Source organism: Bradyrhizobium sp., assembly GCF_028868675.1.
GTDB lineage: Bacteria > Pseudomonadota > Alphaproteobacteria > Rhizobiales > Xanthobacteraceae > Bradyrhizobium.
Genome location: NZ_JAGWUA010000121.1, coordinates 1 through 14,730, shown reverse-complemented (window position 1 = coordinate 14,730; position 14,730 = coordinate 1). Strand labels below are relative to the sequence as shown.

The 14,730-nt window shown below is 65.9% G+C and carries 13 protein-coding genes; 1 reads left to right on the top strand and 12 read right to left on the bottom strand.

What is annotated here, in order from left to right:
• From lpdA to eno, 12 genes are all read right to left on the bottom strand, one after another.
• Positions 1 to 1,370: dihydrolipoyl dehydrogenase (lpdA, locus tag KGM94_RS16295; RefSeq protein WP_300261148.1), on the bottom strand; the 1,370-nt coding region annotated here is incomplete at its 3' end.
• A 136-nt stretch (positions 1,371 to 1,506) separates the two neighbouring features.
• Positions 1,507 to 2,853 carry a pyruvate dehydrogenase complex dihydrolipoamide acetyltransferase gene (locus tag KGM94_RS16290; protein ID WP_300261144.1) on the bottom strand — a complete coding sequence of 449 codons (1,347 nt, stop codon included), beginning with the start codon at positions 2,851 to 2,853 and terminating at the stop codon, positions 1,507 to 1,509.
• 2 nt (positions 2,854 to 2,855) lie between these two features.
• Entirely contained in the window at positions 2,856 to 3,161 is a 306-nt protein-coding gene (locus KGM94_RS16285; RefSeq protein WP_300261141.1) for a DUF5076 domain-containing protein, read from the bottom strand.
• A gap of 4 nt (positions 3,162 to 3,165) precedes the next feature.
• Entirely contained in the window at positions 3,166 to 4,569 is a 1,404-nt protein-coding gene (locus KGM94_RS16280; protein ID WP_300261137.1) for a pyruvate dehydrogenase complex E1 component subunit beta, read from the bottom strand.
• A gap of 30 nt (positions 4,570 to 4,599) precedes the next feature.
• Entirely contained in the window at positions 4,600 to 5,625 is a 1,026-nt protein-coding gene (gene pdhA / locus KGM94_RS16275) for a pyruvate dehydrogenase (acetyl-transferring) E1 component subunit alpha (RefSeq protein ID WP_300261134.1), read from the bottom strand.
• Between the two features lie 302 nt (positions 5,626 to 5,927).
• A complete protein-coding gene (gene adh / locus KGM94_RS16270) occupies positions 5,928 to 7,445 on the bottom strand; it encodes an aldehyde dehydrogenase (RefSeq protein WP_300261129.1) in 1,518 nt (505 codons plus the stop codon).
• Between the two features lie 215 nt (positions 7,446 to 7,660).
• Positions 7,661 to 8,623, bottom strand: coding sequence for a GAF domain-containing protein (locus KGM94_RS16265; RefSeq protein WP_300261126.1), 963 nt, complete (start codon positions 8,621 to 8,623; stop codon positions 7,661 to 7,663).
• 224 nt (positions 8,624 to 8,847) lie between these two features.
• Positions 8,848 to 9,165 carry a septum formation initiator family protein gene (locus KGM94_RS16260; RefSeq protein ID WP_300261123.1) on the bottom strand — a complete coding sequence of 106 codons (318 nt, stop codon included), beginning with the start codon at positions 9,163 to 9,165 and terminating at the stop codon, positions 8,848 to 8,850.
• A 165-nt stretch (positions 9,166 to 9,330) separates the two neighbouring features.
• Positions 9,331 to 9,882, bottom strand: coding sequence for an NADPH-dependent FMN reductase (locus KGM94_RS16255; RefSeq protein WP_300261120.1), 552 nt, complete (start codon positions 9,880 to 9,882; stop codon positions 9,331 to 9,333).
• Between the two features lie 180 nt (positions 9,883 to 10,062).
• Complete coding sequence (locus KGM94_RS16250) at positions 10,063 to 11,058, bottom strand: MBL fold metallo-hydrolase (RefSeq protein WP_300261118.1); 996 nt, start codon at positions 11,056 to 11,058, stop codon at positions 10,063 to 10,065.
• Between the two features lie 112 nt (positions 11,059 to 11,170).
• Complete coding sequence (locus KGM94_RS16245; protein WP_300261115.1) at positions 11,171 to 12,310, bottom strand: zinc-binding dehydrogenase; 1,140 nt, start codon at positions 12,308 to 12,310, stop codon at positions 11,171 to 11,173.
• Positions 12,311 to 12,353: 43 nt separating this feature from the next.
• Entirely contained in the window at positions 12,354 to 13,637 is a 1,284-nt protein-coding gene (eno, locus tag KGM94_RS16240; RefSeq protein ID WP_300261111.1) for a phosphopyruvate hydratase, read from the bottom strand.
• Between the two features lie 177 nt (positions 13,638 to 13,814).
• Here eno and KGM94_RS16235 point away from each other — a divergent pair.
• Positions 13,815 to 14,730: lyase (locus tag KGM94_RS16235; protein WP_300261108.1), on the top strand; the 916-nt coding region annotated here is incomplete at its 3' end.

The following is a 14,730-nucleotide window of genomic DNA, read 5'->3' as shown; positions in this document are numbered from 1 at the left end:
TCCGACAGGGTCGGATGCGGGAAGACCGTGTGCATCAGCTCCTCCTCGGTCGTCTCCAGGTTCATGGCGACGACGTAGCCCTGGATCAGCTCGGTGACCTCGGCACCGATCATGTGGGCGCCGAGGAGCTGGCCGGTCTTCTTGTCGAAGATCACCTTGACCAGGCCCTGGTCCTCGCCGAGCGCGATCGCCTTGCCGTTGCCGACGAAGGGGAAGCGGCCGACGCGGATCTCGCGGCCGCTCTCCTTCGCTTTGGCCTCGGTCAGGCCGACGGAAGCGACCTGCGGGTGGCAATAGGTGCAGCCGGGGATCATGTTCTTGTCCATGGCGTGCGGATGCAGGCCCTTGATCGCCTCGACGCAGATCACGCCCTCATGCTCGGCCTTGTGCGCGAGCATCGGCGGTCCCGCGACATCGCCGATGGCATAGATGCCGGGCACGCTGGTCTTGCCATAACCGTCGATCACGACACAGCCGCGGTCGGTCTTCACGCCGAGCTTCTCCAGCCCGAGATTTTCGATATTGCCGACCACGCCGACCGCGGAGATCACGCGCTCGAACTCGGTCGCAACCGGCTTGCCCTTGCCGTCGTCGATGGTGGCGACGACGCTGTCGCCCTTCTTCTCGAGCTTCGTCACCTTGGTCGAGGACATGATCTTGATGCCCTGCTTCTCGAAGCGCTTTCGCGCGAGAGCGGCGATCTCGGCATCCTCGACCGGGAGGATCTGCGGCAACACCTCGACCACGGTGACGTCGGAGCCCATGGTCTTGAAGAAGGAGGCGAACTCGATGCCGATGGCGCCGGAGCCGACGACCAGCAGCGACTTCGGAATCCGGTCGGGCACCATCGCCTCGAAATAGGTCCAGACCAGCTTCTTGTCGGGTTCGAGCCCCGGCAGCACGCGCGGCCGCGCGCCGGTCGCGACGATGATGTGCTTGGCCTGATAGGCGCCCTCACCTAGTGCCCCCTTCGGCGCCTCGACGTCGGACTTCTTCACGGTGACCTTGCCGGGCGCATCGATCGAGGCGGCGCCCCAGATGACGGCGACCTTGTTCTTCTTCATCAGGAAACCGACGCCGTCGTTGAGCCGCTTCGACACCCCGCGCGAGCGCTGCACCACCGCCTTGGGATCGAACGACACTTTCTCCGCCGACAGGCCGTAATCCTTGGCGTGCTGCATGTAGTGGTAGATCTCGGCCGAGCGCAGCAGCGCCTTGGTCGGGATGCAGCCCCAGTTCAGGCAGATGCCGCCGAGATAGGATTTTTCGACGATCGCGGTCTTGAAGCCGAGCTGGGCGGCACGGATTGCGGTGACGTAGCCGCCGGGACCGGAGCCGATGATGATGATGTCGAAGGACGTGTCGGCCATGGCTATGCGCTCGTTCTCATCTGGCGACCGGAGCAGTTGTTGGTTTTCGTCATTGCGAGGAGCCTTGGCGACGAAGCAATCCAGCCTTCCGGTGGTGAGATGGATTGCTTCGCTGCGCTCGCAATGACGGCGCGCCTCACACCATCATCATCACGGGATTCTCGATCAGTTGCTTGAAGGCGCCGATCAGCTCGGCGCCCAGCGCGCCGTCGATGGCGCGGTGGTCGCAGGACAAGGTCACGCTCATCATGTGCGCGATCTCGATCTTGCCGCTGCGCACGACGGGACGCTCCTCGCTGGTGCCGACCGCCAGAATGGTCGCATGCGGCGGGTTGATGACCGCGGTGAAGTGGTTGATGCCGTACATGCCGAGGTTGGAGACCGCGGTGGTGCCGCCCTGGTACTCCTCGGGCTTCAGCTTGCGGGAACGCGCGCGCGCCGCAAAATCCTTCATCTCGTTGGAGATCGCCGACAGCGTCTTGGTCTCCGCCTTGCGGATGATCGGCGTGATCAGGCCGCCGGGCATCGCCACGGCCACGCCGACGTCGGAGTGATGGTGCTTGACCATGCCGGACTCGGTCCAGCTCACGTTGCAGTTCGGGATCTTCTGCAGCGCCACCGCCATCGCCTTGATGACGAAGTCGTTCACCGAGATCTTGTAGAGCGGCTTCTTCTCCTTGTCCTTCGGCGCGGCTGCGTTGATCTCTTCGCGTGCGACCAATAGCTTGCCGATGTCGCAGTCGATGGTGAGATAAAAGTGCGGGACGTTCTGGACCGAGGCCGTCAGCCGCTGTGCGATAGTGCGGCGCATGCCGTCATGGGGGACGATGTCGTAGGAACCCGGCTCGAACAGCGCCAGTATCTGCTTGTCCGACATGGTCGGCGCGATCGCGGGCGCGCCGGACGGCGCCGCCGCCGGCGCCTTCAGGCCCTTGCCCGACTTCGCCTGCTCGACGTCGCGGGCGATGACGCGGCCATGCGGTCCGCTGCCGGTGACCATGCCGATCTCGATGCCGGCGTCTTTGGCGAGCCGGCGCGCCAGCGGCGAGGAGAACACGCGGCCATGGCCGTTGCCTTGCGCGGCGGGAGCCGCCTGCGGCGCGGAAGCAGCCTGCGGCGCTTTCGGCGCAGCAGGGGCCGGAGCCGGCGCAGCGGCCGGCGCTTCGGCCGCCTTCTCGGCGGCTTTGGGCGGCGCGGCCGGTGCGCTCGGCTTGGCGGTGCCGGCCGCCTTGACGTCCTCGCCTTCGCCCGCGAGCACCGCGATCACGTCGTTGACCGGGACGTCCTGCGTGCCTTCGGGCACCAGAATCTTCGCGATCGTGCCTTCGTCGATCGCCTCGACCTCCATGGTCGCCTTGTCGGTCTCGATCTCCGCGATGACGTCGCCGGACTTGACCTTGTCGCCCTCCTTCTTGAGCCATTTGGCGAGATTGCCCTTCTCCATCGTCGGCGAGAGTGCGGGCATCAGGATGTTGATGGGCATCGTCAGTGTCCCTTCTGCGACCGCGGCGTGGTGGTGCCGAGGTCGGTCGGTCGCGCAATTTCGGCTTCGAACATCTCGAGGATCCGGTCCAGCGCGTCCTGCTCGGTGTATTCGCTCTCGCGGGCATAGGCGCGCGCCGCGTGACGGGCGAGATCGACCAGCAGCAGTCCCCACATCTCCGGCTCGTCGAACGCGCGCTGGAAGGCCATCGAGAGGCCGCCGTCGAGCACGAACACGCGCAAGATCTCGATCGCGTCCTCGCGGCTCATGACGTCGGGCGGAAGCGGCTGCTCCTTGGGACCGGACATGGCGCTACCGGTAGCAGACGGCTTTGGCGGCCTCGACCACTTCGGCCGCGGACGGCAGCGCGAGCTTCTCCAGGTTCGCCGCATAGGGCATCGGCACGTCCTTGCCGGAGACGCGCGTCACCGGCGCATCGAGATAGTCGAAGGCGTGCTCCATGATGCGCGCGGCGATCTCGGCGCCGACGCCGCTCTGCGCCCAGCCTTCCTCGACGGTGACGGCGCGCCCGGTCTTCTTGACGGAATTGACGATGGTCTCGGTGTCCATCGGGCGCAGCGTGCGCAGGTCGATCACCTCGGCCTCGATTCCCTCCTTGGCGAGTTCGTCGGCCGCCTTCAGCGCGTAGGTCATGCCGTTCGACCAGGAGATGATGGTGACGTGGCTGCCTGCGCGCACGATGCGCGCCTTGCCGATCGGGATCACGTAGTCGTCGAGCTTCGGCACCTCGCCGGAATGGCCGTACAGCACCTCGTTCTCGAGGAAGATCACCGGATTGGGATCGCGGATCGCGGCCTTGAGGAGGCCCTTGGCGTCGGCGGCCGAATATGGCGCGACCACCTTCAGTCCCGGAACGTGCGAGAACCAGCTCGAATAATCCTGGCTGTGCTGGGCGGCGACGCGCGCGGCCGCACCGTTGGGGCCGCGGAACACGACCGAGCAGCCCATCTGGCCGCCGGACATGTAGAGCGTCTTGGCCGCGGAATTGATGATCTGGTCCATCGCCTGCATGGCGAAGTTGAAGGTCATGAACTCGACGATCGGCTTCAGCCCCGCCATCGCCGCACCGACGCCGATGCCGGCAAAGCCGTGCTCGGTGATCGGGGTGTCGATCACGCGCTTGGGCCCGAACTCCTGCAGCAACCCCTGCGTGACCTTGTAGGCGCCCTGATATTCGGCGACCTCCTCGCCCATCACGAAGACGTCGGCGTCGCGGCGCATCTCCTCGGCCATGGCGTCGCGCAGCGCTTCGCGGATGGTCTGCGTCACCATCGCGGTGCCGGCGGGGACTTCCGGATCGGGCTCGGCAACTGCCTGCGGCGCGGACGGCGCGGCGGACTTCGGCTGCGCCGCTTCGGCCTTGGCGGCGGGCGGCGCCGACCCGGCGGCCTTCTCCTGCCTGGCCGGCGCGGGCGTCTTCGCGGTATCTTTGGCGAGATCGGCCGCGGTCTCGCCGTCGGCCAGAATGGTCGCGATCGGCGTGTTGACGGCGACGTCGGCGGTACCCTCGGGGATCAGTATCTTGCCGAGCGTACCCTCGTCGGTCGCCTCGACCTCCATGGTCGCCTTGTCGGTCTCGATCTCGGCGATGACGTCGCCCGACTTGATCGGCTCGCCCTCCTTCTTCAGCCATTTGGCGAGGTTGCCCTTCTCCATGGTGGGCGACAGCGCGGGCATCAGCACTTGAATTGGCATATCGACTCCAGAAGACAGCGTCTGGCGCTCTTAGCGGTAAACGTCGGTGTAGAGTTCGGCGACGTCGGGCTCGGGATCGCTCTGCGCGAACTCCGCCGACGCGTTGACGATGTCGCGGACCTCGGCATCGATCGCCTTCAGTTCCTGCTCGCTCACTTTCGCCGCGAGCAGCCGGTTGCGCACCTGCTCGATCGGATCCTGGTCATGGCGGACTTTTTCGACCTCCTCGCGCGTTCGGTACTTGGCGGGATCGGACATCGAATGGCCGCGATAGCGGTAGGTCTGCATCTCCAGGATGAAGGGCCCCTTGCCGGCGCGGCACCAGGCTGCGGCCTCCTCGCCCGCAGCCTTCACGGCGCGGACGTCCATGCCATCGACCTGCTTGCCCGGAATGTTGAAGGAGGCGCCGCGCCTGGAGAAGTCCTGCTGCGCCGAGGCGCGCGACACCGCGGTGCCCATGGCGTAACGGTTGTTCTCGATGACGTAGATCACCGGCAGCTTCCAGAGCTCCGCCATGTTGAAGCTCTCGTAGACCTGGCCCTGGTTGGCCGCGCCGTCGCCGAAATAGGCGACGCTGACGGAATCATTGCCGCGGTACCAGTTGGCGAAGGCCAAGCCCGTGCCGAGCGAGACCTGGGCACCGACGATGCCGTGTCCGCCATAAAACTTCTTCTCCACGCTGAACATGTGCATGGAGCCGCCCTTGCCCTTGGAATAGCCGCCGCGCCGGCCGGTGAGTTCGGCCATGACGCCCTTGGCCTCCATGCCGCAGGCGAGCATGTGGCCGTGATCGCGATAGCCGGTGATGACCTGATCGCCGTCCTTCAGCGCCATCTGCATGCCGACCACCACGGCCTCCTGGCCGATATAGAGGTGGCAGAAGCCGCCGATCGCACCCATGCCGTAGAGCTGGCCCGCCTTCTCCTCGAACCGGCGGATCAGGAGCATGTCCCGCAGCGCCGCAAGCTCCTGTTCCCTGGTGAATTTCGGAGGGGAGCCGCCGCTGCTCGTGCCTTGTGACGTGTCCTGCGCGGCGGCTTTCTTCGGTGCGGCCATGGCAATTCCGGGTCAGAGAAGAACTTTCAAGCCCTGTCTAACCCAACTCAAACGCGCGCGAAAGCGCCGCAGCGCCGCGGCGCGGCTTTCGTTATGCCGCACTGCAACGTGATCGAAACAATGCAAAATCTCTTGCGCCGTCCGGGCAACAAATCTAATCGCCGCACGGGACGTATGGATTCGCGACCGCGTCAAGACGCGCGGGAATGCGCAATGCCGTCTTTGATGCCGGCTCCGTCTCGGTTGCACTCGTGAAGAAGGCGGCGCCAGGACTGCGCCGCCTTCTCCGCCCGTTCGTCCGACTAGAAGAAGCCGAGCTTCTGCGGGCTGTAGCTGACCAGGAGGTTCTTGGTCTGCTGATAGTGATCGAGCATCATCTTGTGGGTCTCGCGCCCGATGCCCGACTGCTTGTAGCCGCCGAACGCCGCGTGCGCGGGATAGGCGTGATAGCAGTTGGTCCAGACCCGGCCGGCCTGAATCGCGCGGCCGAACCGGTAGCAGCGGTTGGCATCGCGGCTCCAGACGCCGGCGCCGAGACCGTAGAGCGTATCGTTGGCAATCGCGAGCGCCTCGGCTTCGGTCTTGAAGGTCGTGACCGACACCACCGGGCCAAAAATCTCCTCCTGGAAGATCCGCATCTTGTTGTGACCGTGGAACACGGTGGGCTGGACATAGAAGCCGCCGGCGAGATCGCCGGGCAGGCTGGCGCGCGCGCCACCGGCCAGCACCTCGGCACCCTCCTGCTTGCCGATGTCGATATAGGAAAGAATTTTCTCCAACTGGTCACCCGAAGCCTGCGCGCCGATCATGGTCGCGGCATCGCGCGGATCGCCCTGCCGGATGGCGGCGACGCGCTTGAGCGCCCGCTCCATGAAGCGGTCATAGATGTCCTCCTGGACCAGCGCCCGGCTCGGACAGGTGCAGACCTCGCCCTGGTTGAGGGCGAACATGACGAAACCTTCGATCGCCTTGTCGAGGAAGTCGTCGTCTTCGGCCGCCACGTCCTTGAAGAAGATGTTCGGCGACTTGCCGCCGAGCTCGAGCGTGACCGGGATGAGGTTTTGGCTGGCATATTGCATGATCAGCCGGCCGGTCGTGGTCTCGCCGGTGAAGGCGATCTTGGCGATCCGCGGGCTCGAGGCCAGCGGCTTGCCGGCTTCGAGACCAAAGCCGTTGACGATGTTGACGACGCCCGGAGGCAGCAGATCCGCGACGAGGTCGGCCCAGACCATGATCGAGGCCGGTGTCTGTTCGGCCGGCTTCAGCACGACGCAGTTGCCGGCGGCAAGTGCCGGAGCGAGCTTCCAGCAGGCCATCAGCAGCGGGAAGTTCCAGGGAATGATCTGGCCGACCACGCCGAGCGGTTCGTGGAAGTGATAGGCGACCGTGTCGTGATCGATCTCGCCGATCGTGCCCTCCTGGGCGCGCACGACGCCGGCGAAATAGCGGAAATGGTCGATCGCCAGCGGCAGATCGGCGGCACGGGTCTCGCGGATCGGCTTGCCGTTGTCCCAGGTCTCGGCGATCGCGAGACGCTCGAGATTCTCCTCCATCCGGTCGGCGATCCTGTTGAGGATCACCGCGCGCTCGGCGGCGCTGGTACGTCCCCAGGAAGGCCTCGCGGCATGGGCCGCGTCGAGCGCCGCCTCGACATCCTGATGATCGGAGCGCGCGACCTTGCAGACGATCTGGCCGTTCACGGGCGAGGCGTTGTCCAAATATTTGCCGGCGACCGGCGCGACCCATTTACCGCCGATGAAGTTGTCGTAGCGAGCGGCGAAGGGGATCGTCGTGGGCGTAAGGAACTCAACCTTATTCATGTTCACTCCCGATGTTGCTGTTGGTGCAGTCGTCGCGCACGCGCATCGCCCGCCAAAGCGGTTTCGATGATCGATCTGCGTGGGGCTCGTTCGCGTCCTTGCGACTTGCGTCGACGATGCCGCGCGGCGAATTCGCTGTCAGCCCGGGCGGGAGCGATGGAACGGCGGACCTGTCGCAGTTCTGCGACACTCTTGCGCGAGGACCAACGCAGGCCCTAATGCGCCTTCAGACCGAACCGATTGAGCTTGCGGTGGAGCGTGGCGCGGCTGACGCCGAGAGCCTTGGCGGCCGCCGAGACATTGCCGCCCGCACGCAACAGCGCACGCTGCAGCACCGCGCGCTGACCGCCTGCGAGGTGATCGCGCGCCGCGTCGACACCGAACAGGTCGGCTGCGGGCACCGGCTGCAGCGGGCGGTCCGGCGCGAGTCCCAATCCGACCCGGGCGGATCGGGTCGCGCCGATGACCAGATCGTCCGCATCGACCGCAACCAGCCCGCCGCCCTGCCCTTCGGTCGATGGCGTCAGCACGATGCGGGCGTGGCCGAAGGCCTTGCGGAACAGATCGGATTCGATGCGTCGCGCCGCCTCACCGACGGCCAGCGCGATCAGGCTGGAAAACGTATCGGTACGATCGGCCCGGCACGAGGAGACGTCGAGCACACCGGCAAGCCGCGCCTCATGGTCAAAGACCGGCACGGCGGTGCAGCTCAACAGCGTGTTGCGGGAGAAGAAGTGCTGATCGCGATCGATCGTCAGCGGACGCTGCTCGACCAGGCAGGTGCCGATGCCGTTGGTGCCTTCGTACGCCTCGCTCCACAACGCGCCGGTCCACAGGCCCCAGGATTGAAACGTCGAGTCGTCGGCGCGCGTGCCGCGGCGATCGACCGGTGTGCCGTCGCGGTCGGCGAGCAGCACGCAGCAGCCGGCCGCGCCGACCGCCTGATACAGCCGGTCCATCGCCGGCTGCGCGGCCGCCAGCAGCGGCGCGATCCGCTCGCGCGCCTGTTGCAGCTCGGCTTCCGTCAGCCGCAGCGGCTGCCGATGGCCTTCCGGATCGAGATGATGCAAACGGGAGGACCGACGCCACGAGGCCACCAGCGCGGAACGTGCCGCCTGGCCTGACGCGATGGCGGCCTCGACGCGGGCCGCGTGATGCCGGGGCGCAGGCCCATTCATCACTGTTTCCTCCGCAATGCAGTCTAGGATTGTGGGGGAGCCGACTGTTTGATCCGCGTCAACTTCGAGAGCACGGCACGGACGAAGCCATCAACCCGTCCACGCCGCTGCCGTCAAGACGGAGCAAGGGCGAAGGTCTTACGACCTTTGGGCAGGTGCCGGCGGGGCGGCCGCCGAATTTCAACGGGGGCTTTCGGAAACGGTTCCGGACCTGCAGGGAGCCGTTAATTCGGGTTGTTCATCCGGACCAGATCGTGCGGATTGACGTATTGGAGCTGGTAGCGCGCGCGCTCGTCGAGCATGTCGGGGTCGATCTTTTCCGAGCGCAGCAGCGACACCCGCTGCTCGCCTTCGGCGCGCTCGCGCTTCAAGCGCGCAAGCTCGCTCGTCAGCGCGATGATCTCCTGGTCGAGCTCCTGGCGGGCGTTGAGCCCGTATTTGCCAGTATAGGCGTTGACGCCGAAATAGCCGACGATGGCCGCCGCCATGGTGTAGAGGGCAAGGCCGGTCAGAATCGATTTCAGGCGGGCGCGGGTGACCATGTCGCCAAGATCGGACAGGCCGGTTAACGGAGTGCTAACCCTGCGCGCCGCGAGAGTGGCCCGAGCCTCATCCCGAGGAGTGCGGAACGCGCGTCTCGAGGGATGAAGGCCCCTATGGTCCGAGACGGCGCTTACGCGCCTCCTCACCACGAGGATCGAGTGCCTTCACCCGTTGTGCTTCGCCACATGCGCCGCGAACGCGTCGATGTATTGCTGCATCACGGTCTTCAGCGAGTCCTTGGCCAGGTTGCCGGCGGCATCGAAGCCGTCGCCGACGGCGGCGAGATAGATCTCCGGCTGCTGCAGGATCGGCCCGGAGATGCCCGGCAAGATGTTCTGCAGATGTTTTGCGGCGCTGACGCCGCCGAGCACGCCGGGCGAGTTGGAGACGATGCCGACCGGCTTGCCGAGGAACGAGCTCTTGCCGTAGGGCCGCGAGGCCACGTCGATGGCGTTCTTCAGCACGCCGGAGATCGAGCGGTTGTATTCGGGGGTCACGAACAAGACGCCGTTCGACTTCTGGATCTTGTCGCGGAAGGCGAGCCAGTCGGCCGGCGGCGCGGCCTCGAGGTCCTGGTTGAAGAACGAGATGCCCGCCGGCGTCATGACCTCGAGCACGAGCGAACTCGGCGCCAGCTTGGCGAAGGCGTTGGCGATCTTCAGCGAGAAGCTTTCCTTGCGCAGGCTGCCGACGATGGTGAGGACGCGATGGGCCATGGGTTATCCTTTGAGCTGGCGCGAAACCTGACGGGCACTTAAGCGCCCGCCTTCGGACGATGCAAGTGCATGGATCGGCCCGATTTGGAAATGCTGCGTTTCGCCAAAGCGAACCGGACGGGGCGAAAAGCGATCAGGCCGCCCGACGGGACGGCCTGACCGGATGCAATGAGGAACGGATCAGATGGTCGGATTCCAGGCCGACGGGATCAGCCGGTACTTGGCGCCGTCCTTCTCGACATGGCCGACCGAGGGGAAGGTGAAGTGGAAGCCGACCACGGTCGCCTTCTCGGCTGCCGCCATGTCGTAGAATTTGTGGCGGGTCTCCTGCGCCTTGGGACCGTCGACGTCGAATGCGACGTGCCAGTCCGGATTGCGCAGGAACAGCTCCGGGATGTTGGTGACGTCGGACTGGACCAGGACCGTCGATCCGCCGGAGGCAACCGCAAACGAGGTGTGGCCGGGCGTATGGCCGGGCGTGGCGATCGAGGTGATGCCGGGCGCGACCTCCTTGCCCCATTCATACTTCGTCACCTTGGACTCGATGCCGCCAAAGGTCTTCTTCACGTTGGCGAAGTAGTTCTTCATCATGTCGTTGGGGGCCTTGGAAGCATTCTCTTCGCTGGCCCAGAACGCCCAATCCACCGCCGGCACCATGATTTCGGCGTTCGGGAACGCGATCGAGCCGTCGGCGGCGCGGATGCCGTTGGTGTGGTCGGGATGCAGATGCGACAGCAGCACGATGTCGATGCTCTTGGGATCGACGCCGGCGGCGGCGAGGTTCTGCAGGGTGCGGCCGACCGCGCCCTTGCTCGGCTCGAAATTGCCGATGCCGTTGCCGCTGTCGATCAGGACGAGCTTGCTGCCGGTATTGATGAGCTGCGGATTGAACGGAATGGTCACCATGCCCTTCGGCATGTAGGCGGCGTCCGCCGCGGCCAGCGCCTCTTCCTTCGCAACATTGGCGACGAACTTGTCGGGCATCGGGAAGGTACGCGCCCCGTCATTGATCGACGTGCACTCGTAGGAGCCGACCTTGTAGCGATAGAAGCCCGGCGCCTGGGTCCCGGCCTGCGGCACTGCGGCATGCGCCGGGGTGGTGCCAAGCCGCGCGACGGAAGCCGCGCCGACGGCGGCGACGCCGGCGAGGAGATGACGGCGATTGAGTTCAATCATGGCGTTTCCCTTGGTCTCTGCCTTTGTGGCATTATGTATTCATTAGAGCGCGCCGATTGTCCCCCGATATGTGCAGAAGGCAAGTCCTTCTTTCGCGAGGCCCGGCCGGGCCTCACGCCTTTTTATTTGGGTTGATGAGGAATTTTTCGCCGGTGGCGCGCTTGGCGTAGGCGGCGAGATTGGCCGGATCGAGCGCCTCCTGCAGCGACACCACCTTGGTGTAGTGGCTGGCGAAGGTGGTCTTCAGTTCGTCGACGACGCGCTGGCGCAGCCGTCCGATCTCCGCCGGCCCGATCTTCTGCAGGAACGGGGTCAATAGCCAGCCGCCGACGCCCCAGGCCATGCCGAGGCTGCGCGGCAGCTCGATCGGCGCGGTGTCGAGCGCGCCGTAGACATAGACCTGCTTGTGCACGCTGGAGCCGTAGCGGCTGTACTCCTTGGCGGACTTGTTGATGGCGACTTCCATGCAATGGATGATCTGGCCCGCGAGCTTGCCGCCGCCGATGGCGTCGAAGGCGATGGTCGCGCCGGTCTCGACCAGCGCGTTGGTGAGATCGTTCAGGAAGGTCGGCGCGCTGGAATCGACGATGTGCCTGGCGCCGATCTTGCGCAAGATGTCCGCCTGCGCCTGGCTGCGCACGATGTTGACCAGCGGAATGCCGTCCTTGAGGCAGATCTTGTTGAGCATCTGCCCGAGGTTCGAGGCGGCCGCGGTGTGCACCAGCGCCTTGTGGCCCTCGCGCCGCATGGTCTCGGTCATGCCGAGCGCAGTCAGCGGATTGACGAACCAGGAAGCGCCGTCCGCCGCCGTGGTGCCCGCGGGCAGCGGCTGGCAGTCCCTCGCCTTCAAGGTGCGATACTGCGCGTACATCGCGCCGCCGATCATCGCGACCGTCTTGCCCATCAGCGCCTTCGCGGCGTCCGACGAGCCCGTCCTGACGACCACGCCCGCGCCCTCGTTGCCGACGGGCATGGACTGATCGAGCCGCGCCGCCATCGCGCCCATGAGAGCCTGCGGCACCTTTGCGGTGATGACCGGCGCGTCCTTGGTGCCGGACGCTTTCGCCGTGCTCATGTCGGCCGCCCCGACCAGAAGCCCGAGATCGGACGGATTGATCGGCGTCGCCTCGACGCGCACGACCACCTCGTCCTCCTTGGGCTCCGGCGTCGGCACCTCGACCAGCGAAATCTCGAGCTCGCCGCCCGACTTGACCAGCGAACGCAGTTGCAGCCCACTCTTGCCGTCGCTCATGTCCATCCTCCCCTCGTCGTTTGATCGTTTGCGAGACGCCGGCTTACGCCAGCGCCTTCAGGGCGCTCTTTCCGGCATATTGCGCCTGCTTGCCGAGCTGCTGCTCGATGCGCAGGAGCTGGTTGTACTTGGCGGTGCGGTCGGAACGCGCCAGCGAGCCGGTCTTGATCTGCCCGCAATTGGTGGCGACCGCGAGATCGGCGATGGTGGAGTCCTCGGTCTCGCCGGAGCGATGCGACATCACCGAGGTGTAGCCGGCCTTGTGCGCCATCTCGACGGAAGCGAGCGTCTCGGTCAGCGTGCCGATCTGGTTGACCTTGATCAGGATCGAGTTGGCCCGTCCCGCCCTGATGCCTTCGGCAAGGCGCTTGACGTTGGTGACGAAGAGATCGTCGCCGACGAGCTGGCACTTCCCGCCGATCAGGTCGGTGAGCTCCTTCCAGCCGTCCATGTCGTCCTCCGACATGCCGTCCTCGATGGTTACGATCGGATAGCGCGCGACGAGATCGGCGAGGTATTTCGCCTGCTCGGACACCGAGCGCGCCTTGCCCTCGCCTTCGTAGACGTACTTGCCGTCCTTGAAGAACTCGGTCGAGGCGCAGTCGAGCCCGAGCATGACGTCGGCGCCCGCCTTGTAGCCGGCCTTGCCGATCGCGTTCATGACGAAGTCGAGGGCGGCGTCCGCCGACGGCAGGTTCGGGGCAAAACCGCCCTCGTCGCCGACATTGGTGTTGTGACCGGCCTTCTTCAATTCCGACTTCAGCGTGTGGAATACCTCGGCGCCGCAGCGCAGCGCATCGGCGAAGGTCTTTGCGCCGACCGGCAGGATCATGAACTCCTGGAAGTCGATCGGATTGTCGGCGTGCACGCCGCCATTGATGATGTTCATCATCGGCACCGGCAACAGCCGTGCCGAGGTGCCGCCGACGTAGCGATAGAGCGGCATGTCGAGCGATTGCGCGGCCGCCTTGGCGCAGGCGAGCGAGACGCCGAGGATGGCATTGGCCCCGAGCCTGCTCTTGTTCGCCGTGCCGTCGAGATCGATCATGATCTGGTCGATCTGCACCTGGTGCTCGACATGGATGCCGCTCAACGCCTCGAAGATCTCGCCGTTGACGGCGCCGACCGCCTTCTGCACGCCCTTGCCGAGATAGCGGCCCTTGTCGCCGTCGCGCAGCTCCACCGCCTCGTGGGCGCCGGTCGAGGCGCCGGAGGGCACCGCGGCGCGGCCGAGCGAGCCGTCCTCCAGCACGACGTCGACCTCGACGGTGGGGTTGCCACGGCTGTCGAGGATTTCGCGGCCGATGATGTCGACAATGGCGGTCATGGTCTTGCGCTTTCGTAGGTTTGAGCTGGTCGTTTCGGGGCGGGTCTTACACGCAGCGCAAGCAAATGTGAACGCTTGGGCCGATGCGCTCGACTGACGGGCGAGATGTGCCGGACGATCCTGCTCCCGGATCGACCGGCGCGCCGAACCCTGACCTGAAACAGCCGGGATAACGCGATGAATCGCCGTCAGTTTCTTGCATCGAGCGCCGCCCTGCTCGCCGCTCCGCCTGGCCGCCCTGCGCTCGCCCAGGAGGTCGCCTTCCAAACGAAATACTACCCGCTCACCGCCGGCATCGGCCTGCACGATGTCACACCGGCCCCCGACGGTTCGATCTGGTTCACGAGCCAGGGCAAGGGCCTGCTCGGTAAGCTCGATCCGAAGGACGGCTCGTTCAGGACCGTGAGCCTCGGCCAGGGCGCTGCGCCCCACGGCGTGACCATCGGCCCGGACGGCGCGCCCTGGATCACCGAGGGCGGCCAGAACGCGATCGCGCGGGTCGACCCGGCCGATCTCAAGGTCACGCTGTTCCGCCTGCCCGAAAAATTCGCCGCCGCCAATCTCAACACCGGCGTGTTCGACAAGGCCGGCACCTACTGGTTCACCGGTCAGTCCGGCTTCTACGGCCGGCTGGAGCCGCAATCCGGCAAGATGGACGTGTTCAAGGCGCCGAAGGGCATCGGCCCCTACGGCATCGCCGTCACGCCCAAGGGCGACATCTGGTACGCCTCGCTCGCCGGCAACTACATCGCCAGGATCGATCTCGCGACGGGCAATGCCAACGTGGTCGAGCCGCCGACGCCGAACCAGGGCTCGCGGCGGGTGTGGTCGGATTCGAAGGGCCGGATCTGGGTCAGCGAATGGAACGTCGGCCACGTCTCCATGCACGATCCCGCCGATGGCTCCTGGAAGACCTGGAAGTTGCCGGGCGAGCGGCCGCGCGCCTACGCCGTTTATGTCGACGACAAGGACCGGGTGTGGCTGAGCGACTTTGCGGCCAATGCCATCGTGCGCTTCGATCCCGCGACCGAAAAATTCAACACGTTCCAGAGCGACCGGCCCAACGCCAGCGTCCGCCAGCTCGACGGGCGGC